This is a genomic window from Mesorhizobium sp. KACC 23794, from assembly GCF_052180275.1.
GTDB lineage: Bacteria > Pseudomonadota > Alphaproteobacteria > Rhizobiales > Rhizobiaceae > Kumtagia.
This window is the reverse complement of sequence record NZ_CP197465.1, coordinates 2,692,836-2,712,678: the sequence shown is the minus strand read 5'-3', so window position 1 is coordinate 2,712,678 and position 19,843 is coordinate 2,692,836. Positions and strand designations below refer to the sequence as shown.

Below are 19,843 nucleotides of genomic sequence, written 5' to 3'. Positions count from 1 at the left end.
CTACTTGCGGCCCTTCGGCGGCGGCGCCACGGATGCACGCGTAATAAGCGTCGGCGCGACGTCGACCACCACGTCCTTCGGCTCACGGCCCTCGATCATCGCATGCAGTTCCTCGATGGCCAGCGTTCCCATCTCGTCGAGCGGCATGGCGATCGCCGTCAGCGGCGGTGCGGAATAGTCCGCGTCCTCGAAGTCGAGCGTCACGATGGAAAGATCCTCAGGCACACGCACGCCGACGCTGCGGGCCGCGGCCAGCGCACTGATGCCGACCAGCAGGTTGGATGCGAAGATGCCCGTCGGCCGCGGTTTTGCTGCGAGCAGCTTCAGGCAGGCGTCGAAACCGCCGCGCCGCGAATAGGGTTCGACCGCGTCCACCACCTCAGGCAATCCTGCCTTCCTGGCTTCCCCGAAAAAGCCGGCGCGGCGGCGGCGGGCGGTATCCATCTCGTCGGAATCGCCGATGAAGCCGAGCCGCTTGTGCCCTGCCTCGATCAGCGTCCGCGCCGCCAGGCGGGCGGCCGCCTCGTCATCCACCGTGACGCTGCGTCCGATGCTGGCGCGGCGATTGACGAAGACGTGCGGCACCGGTTGCGCGTCGATCGCCGCGATCAGGTCGCGCTTGGCGGCGACGGCGATGATAAAACCGTCGATGCGCCGTTCCGCTACCAGCTTGCTGTAGATCGACGCCGAGGCCGCGTCGTCCTGCGCCTCGGCGACCAGCGTGACGTAGCCCAGTTCCTCGGCCCGACGCACAGCCCCACGGATCGTCGCCGCATAGATCGGGTTGGTCAGGTCGGGCAGCAGCACGCCGATAGCGCCGGTGCGCCGCGTCCGCAGATTCCGCGCCAGCGCATGCGGCCGGTAATTCAGCCGCGCCGCCTCGTCGAGGATCGCCTTGCGCGTCTCCGGGCGCACGCTGATGCCACCGCCATTGACGACCTTCGACGCCGTCGAAATGTCGACGCCGATGGCCGTGGCGATGTCCTTCAGCGTGGCGGGCCGGGGACGCGGCGGTTCTGTCAAGCACGCGCCTCCTGATAGCGGGCAAGCAATTGCGCATCTGGATTGTATCGATAGCAGCGCGAGGTCAAGCCGCCATCGACCGCCAGCGACTGCCCGGTGACGAAAGACGCTTCGTCGGAAAGCAGCCAGGCGACGGCGGCGGCCACCTCCTCTGGCTCACCGATGCGCTCCAGCGGATGCTGGATCGACATTTCGCGTTCGGCAATTACCGGGTCCGGGCTGTCGCGGATGACCTGGCTGACCAGCGGCGTGCGGATCGCGCCCGGCGCCACCGCGTTGGCGCGGATGCCGACCGGACCATATTCCACGGCGATGTAGCGGGTCAGCGCGTCGATGCCGGCCTTGGCGCAATCATAGGCCGCCCACATGTTGAAGGCGGAGCGGCCATGCACCGACGAGACGTTGACGATGGCGCCCACCCTGCGCTGCCGCACCCAGGTGGAGATCGCCTCCGACGACCCCCAGAAATGCGACATCAGATTGACCTTCATCAGCCGCTCGACCTCGGGCTCCCTGGGCTCGTGCAAATTGCCCATCAGGGCGATGCCAACATTGTTCACCCAGCCGGTCAGCGGCGCAAACGTCTCCGCCTTCTCCCGCGCGGCGGCCAGGACGGCACGCTCGGAAGCATCGCCGATGATCACGTCGTGGCCGGCGCCAAGATACGCCCCGGTCTTTCCTCCGGTCTCGGGGTTCAGTTCCAATCCGACCACGCTCCATCCATCGGCCGCGAGCCGCAGCGCGATGGCCCTGCCGATGCCTGTTCCGCAGCCGGTGACGACGACGCTTTTCCCGCTCATGACACTTTCTCCTCCCGATCCAATTCCGGTCTCGCGCGCCCGTTCAGCAGGACGCCCTCACCCCTAGAAAAGACCCGATCCGAAAATTAGGCAATGGTTTGACTAGATCGCAGACCAGGAAATCGTCCGCTCGACGGATTTTTTCTAAATTTTGGATGGAATCGATAACACGACATCACTCAAACGATTGACTAGCGCGAAGCTGCGTAGTTAGCTTGTTACAAGCCGACGTTTCGAGCTTGGCGTTTCACCTCGGGAGGAAAATATGGACGACAACACCAAGAAGGGCGTTCTGAACGCGCTCGCGCATGCCTCGATCGACCGCCGCCGCCTGATGCAGAGCGCCGGCATGCTCGGCCTTGCGGCCGCTATGGCCGGACGTTTCGGCACGGGCGCCGCGCTCGCCGCCGACTTCGACTGGAAGAAACATGCGGGCACGAAACTTTCGATCCTGATGACCGGCGACGAGAACGACCACCGCGCGCTGGCCGACATGCTGCCGAAATTCACCGAAGAGACCGGGATGGAACTGGAGATCACCTCGCCGGCGCTCGGCGCGCTGATCGAGAAGACGCTGCAGAACCTCAAGGCCGAAAAATCCTCCTTCGAACTGATCGAATATCTCGGCTTCCTGACGACCCAGCAGGTCGGCGGCGGCTATTACGAGCAGCTCAACGCCTACATCGACAACGCCTCAAAGACACCGCCGGACTGGGACATCGCCGACTTCCTGCCGCCGGCCATGGCCAATGTCGGCATCTTCGACATGGCGACCGGCACCGTCGGCCAGGGCAAGGACATCTACGGCATTCCCGGCCTGCATTCCGGCTCGGTGATCTATTTCTACCGAAAAGACCTGTTCGAGGCGGCGGGCCTGAAGCCCGCGACCACCTGGGACGAGTTCAAGGCGGCGGCTGAAAAACTGCACAGCGACGACGTCGCCGGCTGCTCCTTCATCGGCGCCAACGATTTCTCGCTGGCCGCCGTCGACTGGTACACGCGCTTCATCACCACCGGCGGCAAGCTGATGACCGGCTCGCCGAAGGAAAAGAATTTCATGCCGCAGGTGAACTCGCCGGAAGGCATCGGCGCCTTGCAGATGCTGATCGACCTCTTGCCCTACGCGCCGAAGAACGTCACCAAATACGGGTTCGCCGAGAATGTCGACGGCTTCTCGACCGGCAAGATCGCCCAGATGATCTTCTGGTCGACCATCGCCGGCCCGATCCTCAACGGCGAGAACTCCCTGGTCGCCGACAAGACCGGCACCGGCCCTGTGCCGGCAAAACCCGGCGAGACCCCGCGCGCCATCCAGGGCGGCTGGGGCGTGGCCATTCCGAAGAACGCCGACCCGGCCAAAAAGGACGCCGCCTGGCTGGCGTTGACCTGGATGACCAGCAAGGCCTTCAACAAGTATGAGGTGGAAAAATACCAGATCGACGCCAGCCGCACCTCGGCCTTCACCGATCCCGACCTCGTCGCCAAGCTGCCCTACCTGCCGGACGCGCTGAAGGCAGCCTCGACGGCGGAAATCATCCCGACCTCGCTGATCCCGGAATTCTTCCAGCTGAACGACATGATGAATGTCGAATTCAACGCCGCGCTGATCGGCACGCAGGACGCCAAGACCGCCTGCGAAAAAGTGCAGAAGCAGTGGGAAGACGCCTTGCGCAAGGCGGGGCATCTCGCCTGAGGTAACTGCTTGCCGAGATTTGAGCATGACCTGGCCGTCGCGCTTTACCGAACACCCCTCATCCGCCTCGCTTCGCTCGGCACCTTCTCCCACAAGGGGAGAAGGTGGAGCGTTGCATGTCCGCCTCCGCCAACCTTCAACGTTGGCGATTTGCGGAGACGGGGATGCCAGGCTCCCCCTTCTCCCCTTGTGGGAGAAGGTGTCGCCGAAGGCGACGGATGAGGGGTGTCCCAGCTTGGCGGGGCAATCCGACCGACAAAATGGCTCCAAAGACAATGCCGGACGGTTGGCTAAGGGCCATCCATTTGCTGTCATTGTGAATTCGGCGGGGGCCGAAGCATGAGCGCCGTAAGGGCTGCTCGGCAGCCGGTCGCGGTCATCGAAGGCCGCGACCGGCCGGCGCTCACCGCGTGGCTGCTGCTCGGGCCATGCGTCCTCTATCTCGTCGCCTTCTCGATCTACCCGCTGTTTTACTCCCTGCGGCTGTCCTTCACCGACCTGACGGCCGCCACCGGCACCGGCAATTTCGTCGGCCTCGCCAATTATTACGCGCTGCTCGGCGATCCGATGTTCTGGAACGCCGCCATGAACAGCGCGATCATGGTCACCGCCGCGGTCGCGCTCCAGGTGGTGCTCGGCGTAGCGCTGGCGCTGTTCTTCGACCTCGACCTCAAGGGTGCCTGGATCGTGCGCGGCATCCTGCTTCTGCCGATGCTGATCACGCCGATCGTCGTCGGCGTCATGTGGCGCGCGCTGCTCAACCCGGACTGGGGCATGGTCGACTGGACCATCTCGGCCATCGGGATCACGCCGCCCGACTGGCTGGGCTCCGTCGGCATGGCGATGGCGACGCTCATCCTCGTCGACACCTGGCAATGGACCCCCTTCGTCTTCATCATCGTCTTCGCACGCCTGCAGGGCCTGCCGCGCGAGATATTCGAGGCGGCGGAGGTGGACGGCGCCGGGCCGATCGTCAAATTCCGCCGCGTCATCCTGCCGATGCTGATGCCGGCGATCGTCTTTGCCGCCGTGTTCCGCGCCGTCGACGCCTTCCGCTCCTTCGACCTGATCTACGGCCTGTCCTATGGCGGGCCGGCGCGCGGCACCACGACGCTCGCCTTCTTCTCCTTCCAGAACGGGTTCCAGTTCCAGAACTACGGCTATGCGGCGGCGGTCGCCTATTCGATGCTGATCATCATCGCGGTCGGCACGACCGTCCTGCTGAGATACGTCCAGCTTCGACCGGGGCAGGCGCGATGAAGCCCGGCCGCATCATCGCCTATCTTGGTCTGGTCGCGCTGGGCATCATAGGCGCAGCACCTTTCCTCTACCTCGCGATCCTTTCCACCAAGAAGAGGATAGAAATCGTCGCGCAGGTTCCGCCGACCCTAAACTTCAGCTGGGCGCAAATCACCAAGAATTATTCGGAAGTGCTGTTCAGCCAGGGCATGCTATCCTTCACGCTGAACTCGATCATCGTCGTCGGCCTGTCGACGCTGATTGCACTCGTCATCGGCACGCCCGCCGCCTACGCCTTCTCGCGGCTGAAATTTTCAGGCAGCGACCGCATGGCGAGCACCATCTTGTCGATGCGCTTCATGCCGCCCATCGCGGTGGCCATCCCGCTCTTCCTCACCGTCAAGGCGATCGGCCTCACCAACAGCTACCCAGGGCTGATCCTGCCCTACATCTCCTTCTCGCTGCCGCTGGTGGTGTGGATCCTCATCGGTTTCTTCGACGAGGTGCCGCAGGAGATCGATGAGGCGGCGATGATCGACGGCGCCACCCGCATCCAGGCGCTATGGCGCGTCATCCTGCCCATCGTGCGGCCCGGCATGGTGACGGCCGCATTGTTCGGCGCGCTGTTCACCTGGAACGAGTTTCTGGTCGCCCTCTACGTCATCGACTCGCGAGCCTTGCAGACCATCTCGCTCGGCGCGGCCACGCTGGTCAGCGCGCAGCGGCCGATCGACTGGAACATCGCGGCGACCGTCGGCGTCGTCACCGTCGTTCCCATCCTCATCTTCTCGCTTTTCATCCAGCGCTACATCGTGCGCGGCCTGACCGCAGGAGCCGTAAAATGACCGATTATGGCAAGCCCGAACTGATGGCCGAGGGGCTCGGCTGGCCGGAAGGACCGACGCTGCAGAAGGACGGCAGCGTGGTCTTCGTCGAGAGCTATTGCAGCCAGCTTTCGGTCTTCCGCGACGGCAAAGTCAGCCGCCTCGCCTACACCGCCGGCGCGCCGAATTCCTGCGTCGTCGGCGCCAAGGGCGAACTCTATGTCTGCCAGAACGGCGGTACGGTCGGGCCGTGGCGCGCGGCAGAGATGAGCGTGCCGTCGATCCAGCGCGTCGAGCCAGGCGGCAAGGCCGTCATCCTCGTCACCGAGGTCGAAGGCATCAAGCTCAACGGCCCCAACGACCTCGTCTTCGGCGCCGACGGCCACCTCTATTTCACCGATCCCGGCACCTACAACCCGGCCAATCCGGACCCAAGCTACATCTTCGCCATCGCGCCGGACGGCACGCCGCGCGTCGTCGTGGCCTTCGAAAAGCCGGTATTCCCGAACGGGCTCGCCGTCGAGGCGGACGGCTCGGTTGTCTGGGACGAATCCTACACCGGCCACGTCCGCCGCCGCCGCCCCAACGGCAAGATCGAGGACCTCGGAAAGATGCCCGGCGCCAATCCGATCCTCGACGGCATGAAGATCGGCGCCGACGGACGGCTCTACGTCACCGACCTGGTCGGCAAGGGCATCCACGTCGTCCAGCCCAACGGCAAGGTCGACGCCTTCATCGAGGTCGGCGGCGCGCCGACCAACTGCATCTTTTCCGGCGAGACCCTGTGGGTCACGGACGCCACCGTGCTCGCCGCCAGCGACAAGCCCAATCTCGGCGGCCAGTTGTGGAAGCTGACGGTTCCCGGCGGCGGCGCGCCGACCGCGGCTGGCAGCATCGCCGGGCGAGGGTGAAAGGCGGTAGCAAAAAACGTTGATGTTCGCGCCGCCCCTCATCCCCCTGCCGGCGTCCTTCGGACCTCCCCGTAAGGACGCCGGCAGGCGAATGAGGGGCGGCGCAAAGGCCCAAGGCCAGACTCGGAGGTATAGTATGACACCGCGCGAACCCTTCCCCGGCCTATCCCACAAAGGCAAAGTCGCGCTGGTGACCGGCGGCGGTTCCGGCATCGGGCTGGAAACCGCCCTCACGCTCGCCGATCTCGGCGCGGACGTTGCCGTGCTCGACTGGACGCCCGGCGCAGCCGACCAAGCAGCCGAGGAAATCCGAAGGATCGGTCGGCGGGCGCTGGCCTTCACCGGCGATACGGGCGACGAGAAGACGGTCGTCGACGCCTTCACGGCAACACGGAAAAAACTCGGTCCGGTCGACGTCGCCGTCGCCTGCGCCGGCGTACTCGGCGCGGGTGGCCCCGTCTTCGAAACTCCGCTTGCCGATTTCGAGCAGGTGATGGGCGTCAATGTGCGTGGCTCGTTCCTCGTCGTGCGCGAGGCGGCAAAGCAGATGCGGCCGAAGAAGTCGGGCGCCATCGTGCTCCTCTCCAGCCTCGACGGGTTGCAGGCCGAACACGGCATGTTCTCCTACTGCGTGTCGAAAGGCGCGCTGCTTAACCTCGCCCGCGCCGCAGCGCTCGATCTGGCCCGCGACCGCGTCACCGTGAACTGCGTCTGTCCGAGCGTCACCAAGACGCCGCTGCTCGACGGGCGGCTGGCGACGATTCCCAATGGGGCGGAAATCCTGCAATCCTACGCCGACCGCCACCCGCTCGGCCGCGTTTTGTCCCCCCGCGACATCGCCGCTGCGATCGCCTTCATCACCTCGCCCGTGGCGACCGGCATCACCGGCGCGGCGCTGCCCGTCGACGCCGGCATCGGCGCCACCTGGGACAATTTCAAGACTCCGGCCTGGGTGGCGTAGCGGCGCTTCGGAACACCGTTCCAGCCCCCGAGCCGCATGGCCCGTGACAGGTGCCGGTCGCCGGAGCACGTCCACCTTGCCGTGTTCGTCCGGCTTCGCCCACAGATGACCCAGCCCGATGCGATTCGATGCCGTCCATGGGGCACGACGCGGCTGCCCGCGTTTTTCAACGGGTTGCTTGTCTTGCCCCCGGCGCCGTCCACCCCATCATGCCTCGGACTCAAAACCATAAATCCTATGCAAAAGAGGCTGCGCCTGTATGACGGCGAACCAGATGTGTGAATCCGATAGCAGAGAACGGGGAAAAAATGCCGGCAGGCAGATGACGGGCGGCACGAACCGCCCAAACCAACTACCCTGATAAAACACTGACATCGCATGGAAAAAGCTTTTCGCTGACTTCTCGACCGCTGCCTCCGTCAGCACATGTCAGGATTATTCTCCCGAGAAATCTCCCGTCCTTCCGGGCGGAGCGACAATGCCGCGTATCCTGGAACGGAGACTGAGATGGACGGGAGTGCTGCAATCGAGAAAAATCGCGAGGCGCTGAAGCGTATCCTCGTCTCGTTGCTGGCTATGGCCGGCCTTGGCTCCGGCGCCGAGCTTGGCGCCGGGGGACAGTTTACTTTCTTTCCGCAGAAAGGTGCGGTCGCTTCCGGGCTGGCGCAAGCGGAAAAAAGTAAACTGTTCCCGGCACTTACACCGGCACTGTCCCCAGCCTTTACCCTTCCCCGCCGGCTCCACCGCGCGATCCTGAAGCTGCTGCATCCGGCCGAAGCAGCCGCCCGGCGGCAGATCATCGCGGCGGCACGCGGGATCGTGGTGACCTTGCCGCCAGTTCGCCCGTGCAACCCAAAACCCGTTGACCCGGCGCCGATGCTGCGCCGCTTCGGCATCGCCGTCACCGTGTCGCGAGCCGATTTTGCCGCCGCCGCCGCAGCGAAAAGAGCCGCCGCCCTGCGCGCCGCGCGCCCGCGAAAATTCAGCCTGTCGCTGCTCGATCCGCTGAAACGTCCGTTCCGCAGCTTTCGCCCCCTTGTGCCCGACCGCGTCGCCCCGCGCATCCTGTTTCCCGGCGTCAGCGAGCCGTCCTTTTTCCCGGCGCCGCCCTCGCCCGACGATCCGGTGAACGCGGAACGCCTCGGCCAGCGGCTTGCGGCACTGGCCGAAGCACTCGACGACCTGCCGGGACAGGCAAAGCGGTTTGCCCGCTGGAAGGCGCGACGCGACGCCGCGCTCGCGCAGCAAAACCTCGCCGCCGGCCGCTTCCGTCGCGTCTCGCCACTGCGGGTCGGACGCCCGCCCGGCGGCCGGCTGTCCCGCTACGAGCCATCCGCCGATCACCCCCAAAGAATCCGCGAGATCGACGAGATTCTCGCGCACGCCCATGCGTTGGCACGATACGCACTGGAGTTTCCCGACACGTCCTGACGCGCGGCGGCCTGCCGCACGCGAAAAGCCAGGCATCGACAGCCGACGCGGATTTTTTCGCGGCGCGGCGGCGAGCGGTGCTGCCCGAAGGCACCTTTGCTCATCTGGTGGCCGTTGAGGCCAGCTTGCCAAACCATGTCTTGGCAACGCGGCCGCGCTCCCGGCAGTATACAGAAATCGCCCTTTACCAACCGCCTGCCAATGATTGCCCATCGGCTGAAACGGTTCCGCCAACGCCTGAATTTCAGCACGCGGTCAATCCGTGCGCGGTGGCCGCATTACCGGTCAACTCCATCCAGGGGCGTGAAAACAACCTGCATTGCGCAGCCTACGATATGCCACAGTGGCTGTGGCCGACTTTAGCCGCCGACATCACTCCACAACGAACGCCCTTGACCGTCACGGCACGTCATGTTTATCGTTGGAAACGTTTCAACATTGCATATCAATCGAGTCCCAAATGGTTCCGAAACTGAAGATCGAGCGGATCGAGTGCATTCCGCTTTCGATGCCGCTGCCGCGCACGTTTCGGGGCAGCAATTATTTCATGACCCACCGCTGCACCATCATCACAAAACTCTACACCAGCGCCGGCATCGTCGGCGAAATCTACAATGGCGACGAGTTCGAGACCCAGGCCGAGGTGGTAAAAATCATCCTCGACGAGATCCAGCCGCTGCTGATCGGCATGGACGCCTTCAACGTCGAGGGCTGCTGGGAGAAGATGCGCAAGCCTTCCACCAACATATTGCGTGATCGAAAACTCGCCATGTGCGCGCAGGCCTGCGTCGACAGCGCCATCTGGGACGCCGTGGGCAAGGCGCTGGATGCGCCGCTCTACAAGCTCTGGGGCGGCTACGCTGAAAAGCTGCCGGTCATCTGCATCGCCGGCTATTACGAGGAAGGCAAGACGCTGGCCGATTTCGGCCGCGAGATGGAACAGATCCGCAAGGATGGCTATGCCGGCTGCAAGTTCAAGGTCGGCGGCCGCACGCCGAAGGAGGATGCCGAGCGCGTCCGCGCCGGCCGCTCGGCGGTCGGCGACGATTTCGCCCTCATCGTCGACGCCAACCAGGGTTATAGCCTGCGTCAGGCCGTCGAATTTTCGCGTTATGCCGAGGACCTGAACATACGCTGGTTCGAGGAGCCGGTGCATTGGCAGAACGACCGGCTCGATATGGCCGCCGCGCGCAACCTGACCGGCATTCCCATCTGCGCCGGCCAGAGCGAGATTTCCCGCGCCGGCTGCCGCGACCTGATGATGAGCAACGCCATCGACGTCTGCAATTTCGACGCAAGCTGGGGCGGCGGCCCGACCGAATGGCGGCGCGTCGCGGCGCTTGCCCAGAGCTTTTCCATCCAGATGGGCCATCATGAGGAGCCGCAGATCTCGGCGCACCTGCTCGCCTCGGTGCCCAACGGCACTTATCTCGAAACCTTCCACCCGCATCGCGATCCGATGTTCTACGCGCTGGTCGCCAACCGGTCGAAGTTCGACAATGGCTGGTACGACGTGCCGCAGGGCGCCGGCTTCGGCATCGAAATGGACACGTCCGTCATCGAGAAATATCGGGTTTGAGCGTTAGGCAGGGGCGTGAACCGCATTTTTCAGCGGACAGCGGCGGGGACGGCGTTGAAGTTGACGGGGGTTCAAGGTAGCGCCTGAGGAAGTACCGGGAAACTTCGCCGAACCGGCCAACAGTCGGCGACATGGGAACAGGTCTTGTCGATCGCGAGGGATAAGCCCGCCACCATAAGGGACGTCGCCAGGGTCTCGGGCGTCTCCGTCGGCACCGTATCGCGCAGCCTCAACGCTCCCGATCTTGTCCGCCCCGAAACGCTGGTAAAGGTTCGCGCCGCGATCAGCGCGCTGGATTTCCGGCCGGATTCGCGTGCCCAGAACATGCGCCGCAAGAGCACGCTGACGGTCGGGTTCATCGTCGACGACATCGCCAATCCGGTGCATGCGGAACTGTTCAAGGCCGCCGACGCGACGCTGCGCGAGCATGGATTCTCGCTCTATCTCGTCAACACCGATGGACGCGCTCGCCAGGAGGCGGACGCCGTCGAGATGCTGCAGCGCGGCCGCGCCGACGGTATCTTGATGACCATCAACAGCGAGCGTGATCCGGTCACCCTGAAGCGGCTGGAGGCGTTGCGCGTGCCGTCCGTGCTGCTCGACCGCGACGTGCCGATGCCGCTCGACGCGGTGTTGCCCAATCATGCCGCCGGCATGGCGCAGGCGACGGAATATCTGATCGGGCTCGGCCATCGGCGCATCGCGCTGATCACCGCCGGCCCCGACATCCGGCCCGGCCGCGAACGCGTGCGCGGCTTCACCGAAACCTTCGAGCGGCTGGGTGTGGCTCTGCCGCAAGAGCTGATTCGGTCGCAGAGCCTTTCCGCCGAATACGGTTTTCGCGAAACGTTGTCGCTTATGCAGGGACGCGAGCGCCCGACGGCCATCATCGCCGGCGGCAACCGCACGCTTGTCGGCGTGCTGCGCGCCTTCCAGGAACTTTCCATTTCGTTCCCCGGCGACGTCTCGCTGGTCTCCTGCGACCAGACCGACCTGTCGCGGCTCTACCCTGGCCCGATCACCCTGATCGACCGCAGCATGGCCGACATCGGCCGCACCGCGGCGCAACTCCTGCTCGAGCGGCTTGCCGGCAATGAAACCTTGCCTCCCCGCCGCGTCACCTTTCCGACTAGGCTGATCCTCGGGCGGTCGTGCGGGCCGGTGCGGACGTAAATCACCTCCACCGGGCGGTTGATAGGTCCTATGGCTTATAATTTCACAGAAGGACGGTTCGAGGCGCCGCCCCACCCAGATGTCATCGAGCGTCTTTCCGCCAAATTAGGAGGAACACTTCCGGGCGACTATCTCGCCTTGCTTCGCCAGCACAATGGAGGCGAAGGCTTCATCGGTGACAACTACATCGTCTTTTGGAAGGTCGAGGAGCTTGCCGATTTTAATCGCGAATACGAGGTCGAGATATATGCGCCGGGCATCTTCCTCTTCGGCTCCAATGGTGGTGGCGAGGGTTATGGGTTCGACACCCAATCAAGAGCGATGCCTATTGTTCAAATCCCATTCGTAGGAATGGAGCGCCAATACGCAACGCCGGTGGCAAAGGACATCGCAGATCTCTTTGCTAAACTCGCAATGCCGCTATGAGCAATCGCCCTACCCAGGCGATGGGACAGAAGGCGGCGTCAGCCAGTCGGCAATGTGCACCATTCCCTGCACCGTCCATCCGCCATCGACGACCAGCGTCTGGCCGGTGATGTAGCTTGCCCGGTCGCTGGCGAGGTAGACGACCGGATCGGCGATCTCCCACGGCTCGGCGAGCCGGCCCATCGGGATACGCTCGATCTGCCAATCGCCGCGTATCGAACCGTCCTTCAGGCCCTGCTCGATCAGTTTTGTCCGCGTCGAGCCGGGCGCGACCGCATTGACGCGGATGTTGGCGGCCGCGGTCTCGGTGGCGTAGACGCGGGTGAGGCTTTCGATGCCGGCCTTTGCCGCGCTGTAGGGGCCGCGTCCGGGAATGCCGACGATGCCGGCCGCGGAGGCGATGCTGACGATCGCGCCTCCCCTGCCCCGCGCCCGCATCCGCCTGATCGCCTGCGCGCAACAAAGATGCATTCCCGTGAGGTGGGTATTCAAGACCAGATGCCAGTCCTCCGGCCGCATGTTTTCGGCAAGGGCAACCCGCTGCACACCGGCATTGTTGACCAGCACGTCGATCTGCCCAGCTTCCCGGTCGATATCGCCAAAGGCTTTCTCGACGCTACCGGGGTCCGCAACATCGACCTTAAGATAGGTCACGCCGTCCCGCGCCTCGTCGGGATCGTTCAGGTCGAACGAAAAGACCTTTGCACCCTCCTCGATCAGGCGGGCTGCGATGGCGTCGCCGATGCCGCGGCCGGCGCCGGTGATCGCCGCGACCTTGCCTGAAAATTCGCCGGCCATGCCTGCCTCCTCAATACATCAGCCAGCCGCCGGACACGTTGATCGTCGCGCCGGTGATGTAGTCGGCATGGTCGGAGGCGAGGAACAGCACGGCGCCGGCCAGTTGCGACGGGTGCGCCATGTAGCCCAGCGGAATCTGCGTGACCTGCGCCTCCAACGCCGCCTCATCCATGCCGCTACGCATCATCGCCGTGTCGGCCGCGCCCGGCGACACCGCGTTGACCGTGATCTTCTGTTTTGCCAGAGAACGCGCCATGCCGCGTGTCATCGAGACGATGCCGCCCTTGGTCGCCGCGTAGGCGACCGACCCGCCAAAGCCACCGCTCCAGAACCCTTGCGAGGTGAAATTGATGATGCGCCCGCCCGCGCCCTGCTCTGTCATCTGCCGCGCGGCGGCCTGCGCCAGGAAAAAGCTCGCCTTGAGATTGACGTCGTGCTGAAAATCCCAATCCGCCTCCGACACGTCGAAGATCGTCGGCCGCCGCACCAGCACCGCCGCCGTCTGCACCAGCGCATCGAGCCGGCCGAATTCCTTGACCACACGGTCGATCAGCGGCTTGTGTCCGGCGACCGGCTTCAGGTCGTAGCCGATGCCGATATGCGGGCCGCCTTCCATCTCGGCGACGACCTCGTCCGCCCGCTTCTGATCGATATCGACGGCCGCAACCCGCGCCCCCGCGCCCGCGAAGGCCAGCGCGACCTCACGGCCGATGCCACCGGCCGCACCCGTCAGCAGCACCGATTTGCCTTTGAGGCCAGCGTTCAGATCGAATGGCATGCAAGAATCTCCGGAACGGTCAGCGGCCATCCGGCGGCTGGACGACGGTTTTCTCCTCGACGAAACAGGCCTGGATCTCGCGCGTGAACTTCGGCCGGTCCGCCGCCAGCAACGACTTGTACGGCTCGGTGGCGAAGGCCGCGTGCGCTGCCTCGACGCTGTCGAACCACAATTCGCCGACACCATCCCAGCGCGCCTCTTCCGGTGTCCAACTCTGCACCCGGCCGAAGCGCAACCCGCGCACGCCCGGCATCTGCTTGACGATGTCGGCATGCGGGCCGGTCCAGTGCGCGAAGAACTCATCCTCGCTCATGCCGTCCTTGCGCCGGAGGAAACTGACGCGCTTGATCATGCCGATTTCCCTTGTGCCGGCGGCTGGAAGATCTCCAGCGTAATCCCGTCATGGATGCGCAGATAGGCCCCGCGTGCGCCGATGTTCGGCCCGCCGTCGATGTCGACGGGACCATCCGGCGTCAGCGGCCGCGCGCCGGCATCCACCGCCCGCCGCCAGCTTATCGCTGCATCCTCGACCTTGACGCAGAGATGGACATTGCCGGGGTTGGAGGTGCGGTCTGGATTGGGCGAACGCTCGTCGACCTGATAATCCAGCAGTTCGACGATCACCCCGCCCGGCAGGTCGATGAACGCCGCGTTGATGCGGACACCGGGCATGCCGACGATCTTGCCGAGATAGGGCCGGTCGAGCACCGTCGCCCACCGCGCCGGCTTGCCCAAAAAGGTTTCCCAGAATTTTAGGGCACTTTCTCGGTCGGCCACCGTCAGGCCAACATGGTGAACACCCAGCATGACGGTCGCTTCGGTTGTCTCAGTCATTGCTCATATCCTGAAGATGCGTTCGGCGTTGCCGGAGAACATTTTGACCTGCTCGGCGCGCGGAAAACCGGAAATGATCTCGGCATAGGCGTTGATGACGTCCGGGTAAGAGCTGAACATGCGGTCGACCGGCCAGTTGGTGCCGAACACCACGCGATCCGCGCCGAACGCCTCGATGCTGCCGAGCACATAGGGACGGATAGAAGCGACGGTCCATAGCGGATCAGTCATGCCGAGCCCGGAGATCTTCATGATCACGTTCGGCGCTTTCGCCATTATCTCCATGGCGCGTCGCCAAGCCTTGAAACTCGTCGCATCCCGCCCCATCGGGATCGCGCAATGATCCACGCAAATCAGGATGCCGGGGAAGGTTCGAGCTAAATCCAGGACGTCATCCGCCCGCTCGACCCGCGTATCCAGGCAATAGACGAGATTGCGCGCCTCAAGCTCGGCGAAACCGCGCCGCCAGGCCGGATCGACCAGATAGTTGCCTTCGCCGAAACTGCGGATGCCGCGTACGTTGGCGAATTCAAGGTGCCTGTCCAGCACCGCGCCCGCATCCGGCCGCGCCAGATGGCATTCGGCGACGATGCCCTGCGGATAGCCGGTCTCGTCGGCAAAAGCCTGGAGCCATGCGGTCTCGTCGACCGGATCCGGCGTGCTCACCGCCGCCTGGACATGGATCGCCTTCGGCACGTTGGCGAAGCGTATCTCGGCGAGATAGTCCTTGATGCGGTAGCGCTGTGCCTTCAGCGGGTCGGTGTCGGGCAGGAAACCGTGCACGGCGTCCGGCTCCAGCCATCCGTAGCGAAGCGTCGGATGCTTCATGTCATGCAGGTGGAAATGCGTATCGACAAAGGCGAGTTCAGCCATCGACCAGCACCTTCTTTGCCGGATGTTTTGAGATCGCATCGGCCACGGCTTGACCGAGCGAGGAGGTCGAAGCGGTGCCGCCCATGTCCCGCGTCAAATTCTCGCCCGACGCAAGCACGCGCTCGATGGCGCTCACGATCGCGTCGGCGGCATCCTTCGCCCCGAGATGCTCCAGCATCATCGCGCCCGACCAGATCTGGCCGATCGGATTGGCGATGTTCTGGCCGGCGATATCCGGCGCGGATCCATGCACCGGCTCGAACATCGACGGGAACCGCCGCTCGGGGTTGAGGTTTCCCGACGGTGCTATGCCGATCGTGCCGGTCACGGCCGGCCCGAGATCGGACAGGATGTCGCCGAACAGATTGCTCGCCACCACCACGTCGAAACTCGCCGGTCGGCGCACGAAATGCGCTGTGAGGATGTCGATATGGTATTGCTCCGTCGCCACGTCCGGAAATTCCTTGGCGTTGGCGCGAAACCGCTCGTCCCAGAACGGCATCGTATGAATGATGCCGTTGGACTTGGTCGCCGACGTCAGTTTCTTCTTGCGCTTGCGTGCCAGGTTGAAAGCGAAGCGCATGACGCGGTCGCAGCCGAAGCGCGTTAAAATCGTCTCCTGGCTGACCATTTCCTGGTCCATGTCGGGGAACATCCGGCCGCCGATCTCGGAATATTCGCCTTCGTTGTTCTCGCGCACGATATAGAAATCGATGTCGCCGGGGCTGGCCAGCGGCGACGGAACGCCCTCGAAAAGGCGGACGGGGCGAAGGTTTACATATTGCTGGAAATTGCGGCGGATCGGCATCAGCAGCGTCCACAGCGATTCCACATCTGAGACGGTCGGCCAGCCGATGGCGCCGAGGAAGATCGCGTCGTGACCGGCGATGCGGTCGAGACCGTTCGCCGGCATCATTCGACCGTGGCGGGCGTGATGGTCGCAGCCCCAGTCGAGCCGGTCCCAGGAAATATCGAGGCCGAAAGCCTTGGCCGAAGCCTCGACCACGCGAATACCTTCCGGCACGACCTCCTTGCCGATGCCGTCGCCCTCGATCACCGCGATCCTGAAGCCAGCCATATGGTCCCCGAAATGGAGCGCGATGGTCGCGCTCCGTTCATGATATCGTTTCCATTAGTAGCCGCGCTTTGCCGCCTTTTCAAGGCCATGTATTTGCTAAGGGAACGATCGGAATCGTCACTAGGAAGGATCGGCGCAATTCCAACGCGGTGCCGCGAGCACTCGGGACTATTGGATCCGGACAGACTGGCTATCGACCGGCTTCCCACCCGCACAAGCTTTTCCTTGGCCTGAACAGGTCACGCTGTTCTGCACTGCACAATGGTTTGACCGCGATTTTCGCACCTCTCGTCCGCGTATCGTGAAAATTCACGATCATCCTCAACCGCCTGCGAGAATGGCGCAGCAGCACTCTCAGATCACTTGATGCCGTTGGGCGCGCAACGCACTCTCGTCTCGCTTCCCGTCATGCAAATAAATCACTTGCACGCCATGGGAACGTTTCAATATAGTTCTCGCGATGTCGCCTGGGGAGGTTGCGCGGCGACCGGGTCGTCGCCGTGACCGGCGGCGGGACCTTCAATGAATTCCCCGGTTACACAGGATGGTGGCGCGAAAGCGCCCTGGTGAGGGCAATGAAGTCTGGGAACGGCAAAAAACGGGCGGTGGTGACCGGTGCCGCGCGCGGCATCGGCAAGGCCGTGGCCCGGCGCCTGCTCGCGGAAAATGTCGAGGTGCTGGCCGTCGACATCGACGAGGGTCGGCTGACCGACCTTGCCGGTGAAGGCTGTAGCACCCGCGTCGTCGACCTTTCCGACCCGTCTCAGCGCCAGGCGCTGGCCGCTGACGTCGCCGGGTACGACTATCTCGTCAACTCGGCCGGCATGTTGCGCGTCAAGCCGATCTTCGAGGTGACGGTGGAGGAATGGCGCACCATCCAGGCGGTCAATGCCGAGTCGGTGTTCTTCCTGTGCCAGCAGATCGGCCCAAAGCTCAATCCGGGCGGCGCGATCGTCAACCTGTCGTCCAGTTCGGCAAAACTTGCGACCTCGACCGATGTCGCGGCCTATGCCGCGTCGAAGACGACGATCCTGTCGATCACCCGCTCCTTCGCCTATGCGCTGGCGGACCGGCCGGTCAGGGTCAATGCCATCTGCCCCGGCATCGTCGACACCGAGATGCAGGACAATTTTCTGGCGGGCGTGGCGAAGAAGCGCGGCATCACTGCCGCCGAACTCGATGCGCAGCGCAAGAAGGCGGTGCCGCTCGGCCGCGGCGCGAGCGCGAAGGAATGCGCCGGGCTTATCTGGTTCCTGCTGTCCGACGAGGCAGCCTACATGACCGGCCAGGCCCTGAATTTCACGGGCGGAACGGTCAACTGGTGAAATCGAGTATGCCGATCATGGGGAGGAGATCATGAAGAAGCCCATCAAGACCCGCGCGACGGGCCTCGGCCATCCCGAGGGGCCCTACGAGCTTGACGACGGGCGCGTGATCTACGCCAACACCTACGCCAGCGAGATCGGCTTCTGGGATCCGAAGACCAATACCCAGGGACAATATGCGTTCGTCGGCGGCGGACCGAATGCCTGCATGCTAGGATCGGACGGAGCCGTCTATTCGACCCAGACCCCCAATGTCGGCGCCTGGACGGCGCCCGTTCATCGTCCACCGTCGATCCAGAAGACACTCCCCAACGGCAAGGTCGAGATCCTGGTGACCGAAGCCGACGGCAAGAAATTCGACGGCCCGAACGACCTCACCTTCGGCGCCGATGGCCGTCTCTATTTCACCGATTCCGGGGACTGGAACCCCGCCGACAAGCCGCATCCGGGCCGCATTATCGTCGTCGAGAAGAACGGCGTCGCAAAAATCCTTGAGGAACTCGACTATGTCTATCCGAACGGCATCGTCGCCGAGCCCGACGGGTCGATCGTCTGGGTCGAATCCTACACGCTGAAAGTCGTTCGCCGCAAACCGGACGGCACCAAGACACATCTTTGGACGCTGCCGGACGGGCATATCCCGGACGGCTTCAAGATCGACGTCGACGGTAATTTCTGGATCACGGCCGTGGCAGGCGGTGGCGTCGACGTCATCGACACCAACGGCAACTTCCTGCACTTCGTCGAGACCGGCGGCACCATCCTCAACTGCTGTTTCGGCAAGGGTGGAAAACTCTTCTGCTGCGACATGGGCCCCTTCGACGTGACAGGCGCGGCCATGACGGGCCGGCTGATCGAGGTCGACGTGGGGGTCGAAGGCATGCCGCTGTTTCGCGGCGCAATCGGTTAGGGCATACGCATTATGAAGATCGCCAAGGTCGAAGCTATCCCGGTCAGCTATCCCGAGCCGAACGATTTCAATGCGCTGCGGCATCTGTGCCTGGCCAAGATCACCGCCGATGACGGCCAGGTGGGCTGGGGCGAATCGATCACCCAGTTCCCGGAGGCCAATTTCGCCACCAAGGCGATCATCGAGGGCATGGCGCCGAACCTGATCGGCAAGGATCCGGTGCACACCGAGGCGCTGTGGCGGCAGAACAAGCAACAGGCCTGGTGGTACGGCTATCACGGCGGCATCGCCTCCTACGCCACCGCCGCAATCGACATCGCGCTGTGGGATTTGAAGGGGAAGGCACTCGGAAAGAGCGTGCTCGACCTGCTCGGCGGCCCCGTGCATGAGAAATTGCCGGCAATCGCCTCCTGCCATGCGCATTACGAAAACATCGAGGAGATGGCGGAGGAGACTGCCGAATGGGTCTCGACCGGCCTGCAGGGCTTGAAAACCGGCTTCGGCAAACGCGGCAACGCCAATCTCGGCTACGACCACAGCAGAGACGTCGCTTACGTCAAGGCGATGCGCGAGGTGCTGGGCGACAAGATGCTGATGATCGACAACGGCATCAATATCAAATGGGATGTGACCGACGCCGTGCGCCGCGCCAAGGCGATGGAGGAATACAACCTCGCCTGGATCGAGGAACCGCTCGGCGCCTGGGACCCCGAGGGTTACGCCAATCTGCGCTCCAAGACGACGACGCGCATCGCCTATGGCGAGCGCGAGTGGACGCTCGAACAGTTCGAACGCGTTCTGGCGACGGGCACGGTCGACGTCATCGGCGTCGATCCCGGCCGCGCCGAGGGCATCACCGGCTTCAAGAAGGTGACCGAACGTTGCGAGTTCTACCGCCGCCAGGCCAACGCTCACGCGTGGTCGTCGGCGATCGTCAGCGCGGCCAGCCTCGCCATCTCCTTCAACTCGCCGGCCTGCAAGCTGTTCGAACTGAAGCCGTTGCGCAATCCGATGCAGCACGACCTCGTGACAAAACCCTTCGACCACAAGGACGGCTGGATCTACCCACCGAGCGGTCCCGGCCTCGGCATCGAGGTGATCGAGGAAGTCGTGGAAGGTTATCGGAGCGAAAAGGTGCTCGGGCTCATCTGAAAGCAAAACTCCCGGCACGGGCACCGGGAGGCCAA

21 protein-coding genes are annotated in these 19,843 nt (G+C 64.0%); 13 read left to right on the top strand and 8 right to left on the bottom strand.

The annotated features are described in order from the left end of the window. Together ACSBOB_RS13365 and ACSBOB_RS13360 are read right to left on the bottom strand one after the other, a co-directional pair. On the bottom strand, window positions 1-1,023 hold the full coding sequence (locus tag ACSBOB_RS13365; RefSeq protein WP_442582873.1) for a LacI family DNA-binding transcriptional regulator: 1,023 nt from the start codon (window positions 1,021-1,023) through the stop codon (window positions 1-3). After that, window positions 1,020-1,823 carry an SDR family NAD(P)-dependent oxidoreductase gene (locus tag ACSBOB_RS13360; protein WP_442582872.1) on the bottom strand — a complete coding sequence of 268 codons (804 nt, stop codon included), beginning with the start codon at window positions 1,821-1,823 and terminating at the stop codon, window positions 1,020-1,022. Before ACSBOB_RS13360 ends, ACSBOB_RS13365 begins: the two co-directional genes overlap by 4 nt. A gap of 265 nt (window positions 1,824-2,088) precedes the next feature. Here ACSBOB_RS13360 and ACSBOB_RS13355 point away from each other — a divergent pair, with 265 nt between their 5' ends. The 10 genes from ACSBOB_RS13355 (at window position 2,089) to ACSBOB_RS13310 (ending at window position 12,060) form a co-directional block, all read left to right on the top strand. Beyond that, window positions 2,089-3,516 (top strand): extracellular solute-binding protein, encoded by a 1,428-nt coding sequence (locus ACSBOB_RS13355; protein ID WP_442582871.1) that lies wholly within the window; start codon window positions 2,089-2,091, stop codon window positions 3,514-3,516. A gap of 339 nt (window positions 3,517-3,855) precedes the next feature. Further along, window positions 3,856-4,776 (top strand): carbohydrate ABC transporter permease, encoded by a 921-nt coding sequence (locus ACSBOB_RS13350; protein WP_442582870.1) that lies wholly within the window; start codon window positions 3,856-3,858, stop codon window positions 4,774-4,776. Next, window positions 4,773-5,600, top strand: coding sequence for a carbohydrate ABC transporter permease (locus tag ACSBOB_RS13345; protein ID WP_442582869.1), 828 nt, complete (start codon window positions 4,773-4,775; stop codon window positions 5,598-5,600). The genes ACSBOB_RS13350 and ACSBOB_RS13345 overlap by 4 nt, the downstream gene beginning before the upstream one ends. Then, window positions 5,597-6,490: an SMP-30/gluconolactonase/LRE family protein gene (locus ACSBOB_RS13340; RefSeq protein ID WP_442582868.1), complete on the top strand. Its 894-nt coding sequence runs from the start codon at window positions 5,597-5,599 to the stop codon at window positions 6,488-6,490. Before ACSBOB_RS13345 ends, ACSBOB_RS13340 begins: the two co-directional genes overlap by 4 nt. Before the next feature lie 136 nt (window positions 6,491-6,626). Then, window positions 6,627-7,451 carry an SDR family NAD(P)-dependent oxidoreductase gene (locus tag ACSBOB_RS13335; protein ID WP_442582867.1) on the top strand — a complete coding sequence of 275 codons (825 nt, stop codon included), beginning with the start codon at window positions 6,627-6,629 and terminating at the stop codon, window positions 7,449-7,451. 507 nt (window positions 7,452-7,958) lie between these two features. Continuing rightward, window positions 7,959-8,882, top strand: coding sequence for a hypothetical protein (locus ACSBOB_RS13330; RefSeq protein WP_442582866.1), 924 nt, complete (start codon window positions 7,959-7,961; stop codon window positions 8,880-8,882). A 77-nt stretch (window positions 8,883-8,959) separates the two neighbouring features. Beyond that, the gene (locus tag ACSBOB_RS13325) at window positions 8,960-9,358 is read left to right on the top strand and encodes a hypothetical protein (RefSeq protein ID WP_442582865.1); all 399 of its coding nucleotides are present in this window, start codon (window positions 8,960-8,962) and stop codon (window positions 9,356-9,358) included. Next, window positions 9,343-10,461, top strand: a complete 1,119-nt coding sequence (locus ACSBOB_RS13320) for a mandelate racemase/muconate lactonizing enzyme family protein (RefSeq protein ID WP_442582864.1) — start codon at window positions 9,343-9,345, stop codon at window positions 10,459-10,461. The genes ACSBOB_RS13325 and ACSBOB_RS13320 overlap by 16 nt, the downstream gene beginning before the upstream one ends. Before the next feature lie 144 nt (window positions 10,462-10,605). Next, window positions 10,606-11,634, top strand: a complete 1,029-nt coding sequence (locus ACSBOB_RS13315) for a LacI family DNA-binding transcriptional regulator (RefSeq protein ID WP_442582863.1) — start codon at window positions 10,606-10,608, stop codon at window positions 11,632-11,634. 30 nt (window positions 11,635-11,664) lie between these two features. Next, complete coding sequence (locus tag ACSBOB_RS13310; protein ID WP_442582862.1) at window positions 11,665-12,060, top strand: SMI1/KNR4 family protein; 396 nt, start codon at window positions 11,665-11,667, stop codon at window positions 12,058-12,060. Window positions 12,061-12,069: 9 nt separating this feature from the next. On the opposite strand, the gene ACSBOB_RS13305 is transcribed toward ACSBOB_RS13310, so the two are convergent. From ACSBOB_RS13305 to ACSBOB_RS13280, 6 genes are read right to left on the bottom strand one after another with little or no spacing between them, the layout of a single operon-like run. Then, a complete protein-coding gene (locus ACSBOB_RS13305; protein ID WP_442582861.1) occupies window positions 12,070-12,858 on the bottom strand; it encodes an SDR family NAD(P)-dependent oxidoreductase in 789 nt (262 codons plus the stop codon). A 10-nt stretch (window positions 12,859-12,868) separates the two neighbouring features. Next, window positions 12,869-13,636, bottom strand: coding sequence for an SDR family NAD(P)-dependent oxidoreductase (locus tag ACSBOB_RS13300; RefSeq protein ID WP_442582860.1), 768 nt, complete (start codon window positions 13,634-13,636; stop codon window positions 12,869-12,871). Between the two features lie 19 nt (window positions 13,637-13,655). Beyond that, window positions 13,656-13,988, bottom strand: a complete 333-nt coding sequence (locus tag ACSBOB_RS13295) for an EthD domain-containing protein (RefSeq protein WP_442582859.1) — start codon at window positions 13,986-13,988, stop codon at window positions 13,656-13,658. Further along, window positions 13,985-14,470, bottom strand: a complete 486-nt coding sequence (locus tag ACSBOB_RS13290) for a VOC family protein (protein ID WP_442582858.1) — start codon at window positions 14,468-14,470, stop codon at window positions 13,985-13,987. The genes ACSBOB_RS13295 and ACSBOB_RS13290 overlap by 4 nt, the downstream gene beginning before the upstream one ends. 3 nt (window positions 14,471-14,473) lie before the next feature. Beyond that, window positions 14,474-15,343, bottom strand: coding sequence for an amidohydrolase family protein (locus tag ACSBOB_RS13285; protein ID WP_442582857.1), 870 nt, complete (start codon window positions 15,341-15,343; stop codon window positions 14,474-14,476). After that, the gene (locus ACSBOB_RS13280) at window positions 15,336-16,421 is read right to left on the bottom strand and encodes a tartrate dehydrogenase (RefSeq protein WP_442582856.1); all 1,086 of its coding nucleotides are present in this window, start codon (window positions 16,419-16,421) and stop codon (window positions 15,336-15,338) included. The genes ACSBOB_RS13285 and ACSBOB_RS13280 overlap by 8 nt, the downstream gene beginning before the upstream one ends. A gap of 575 nt (window positions 16,422-16,996) precedes the next feature. Between ACSBOB_RS13280 and ACSBOB_RS13275 the strand changes: the two genes are divergently transcribed. The 3 genes from ACSBOB_RS13275 to ACSBOB_RS13265 are packed head-to-tail and all read left to right on the top strand — an operon-like array spanning window position 16,997 to window position 19,808. Next, window positions 16,997-17,746 carry an SDR family NAD(P)-dependent oxidoreductase gene (locus tag ACSBOB_RS13275; protein WP_442582855.1) on the top strand — a complete coding sequence of 250 codons (750 nt, stop codon included), beginning with the start codon at window positions 16,997-16,999 and terminating at the stop codon, window positions 17,744-17,746. Window positions 17,747-17,777: 31 nt separating this feature from the next. Then, window positions 17,778-18,656, top strand: a complete 879-nt coding sequence (locus ACSBOB_RS13270; protein ID WP_442582854.1) for an SMP-30/gluconolactonase/LRE family protein — start codon at window positions 17,778-17,780, stop codon at window positions 18,654-18,656. 12 nt (window positions 18,657-18,668) lie between these two features. Beyond that, window positions 18,669-19,808, top strand: a complete 1,140-nt coding sequence (locus ACSBOB_RS13265; RefSeq protein ID WP_442582853.1) for a mandelate racemase/muconate lactonizing enzyme family protein — start codon at window positions 18,669-18,671, stop codon at window positions 19,806-19,808. The last annotated feature ends 35 nt before the right edge of the window (window positions 19,809-19,843 follow it).

Coding starts and splice junctions, on each gene's coding strand:
- ACSBOB_RS13285 (WP_442582857.1), bottom strand. CDS start 15,343: ATGGCTGAACTCGCCTTTGTCGATACGCATTTCCACCTGCATGACATG.
- ACSBOB_RS13270 (WP_442582854.1), top strand. CDS start 17,778: ATGAAGAAGCCCATCAAGACCCGCGCGACGGGCCTCGGCCATCCCGAG.
- ACSBOB_RS13345 (WP_442582869.1), top strand. CDS start 4,773: ATGAAGCCCGGCCGCATCATCGCCTATCTTGGTCTGGTCGCGCTGGGC.
- ACSBOB_RS13265 (WP_442582853.1), top strand. CDS start 18,669: ATGAAGATCGCCAAGGTCGAAGCTATCCCGGTCAGCTATCCCGAGCCG.
- ACSBOB_RS13335 (WP_442582867.1), top strand. CDS start 6,627: ATGACACCGCGCGAACCCTTCCCCGGCCTATCCCACAAAGGCAAAGTC.
- ACSBOB_RS13360 (WP_442582872.1), bottom strand. CDS start 1,823: ATGAGCGGGAAAAGCGTCGTCGTCACCGGCTGCGGAACAGGCATCGGC.
- ACSBOB_RS13290 (WP_442582858.1), bottom strand. CDS start 14,470: ATGACTGAGACAACCGAAGCGACCGTCATGCTGGGTGTTCACCATGTT.
- ACSBOB_RS13320 (WP_442582864.1), top strand. CDS start 9,343: ATGGTTCCGAAACTGAAGATCGAGCGGATCGAGTGCATTCCGCTTTCG.
- ACSBOB_RS13350 (WP_442582870.1), top strand. CDS start 3,856: ATGAGCGCCGTAAGGGCTGCTCGGCAGCCGGTCGCGGTCATCGAAGGC.
- ACSBOB_RS13300 (WP_442582860.1), bottom strand. CDS start 13,636: ATGCCATTCGATCTGAACGCTGGCCTCAAAGGCAAATCGGTGCTGCTG.
- ACSBOB_RS13275 (WP_442582855.1), top strand. CDS start 16,997: ATGAAGTCTGGGAACGGCAAAAAACGGGCGGTGGTGACCGGTGCCGCG.
- ACSBOB_RS13355 (WP_442582871.1), top strand. CDS start 2,089: ATGGACGACAACACCAAGAAGGGCGTTCTGAACGCGCTCGCGCATGCC.
- ACSBOB_RS13310 (WP_442582862.1), top strand. CDS start 11,665: ATGGCTTATAATTTCACAGAAGGACGGTTCGAGGCGCCGCCCCACCCA.
- ACSBOB_RS13330 (WP_442582866.1), top strand. CDS start 7,959: ATGGACGGGAGTGCTGCAATCGAGAAAAATCGCGAGGCGCTGAAGCGT.
- ACSBOB_RS13305 (WP_442582861.1), bottom strand. CDS start 12,858: ATGGCCGGCGAATTTTCAGGCAAGGTCGCGGCGATCACCGGCGCCGGC.
- ACSBOB_RS13340 (WP_442582868.1), top strand. CDS start 5,597: ATGACCGATTATGGCAAGCCCGAACTGATGGCCGAGGGGCTCGGCTGG.
- ACSBOB_RS13295 (WP_442582859.1), bottom strand. CDS start 13,988: ATGATCAAGCGCGTCAGTTTCCTCCGGCGCAAGGACGGCATGAGCGAG.
- ACSBOB_RS13280 (WP_442582856.1), bottom strand. CDS start 16,421: ATGGCTGGCTTCAGGATCGCGGTGATCGAGGGCGACGGCATCGGCAAG.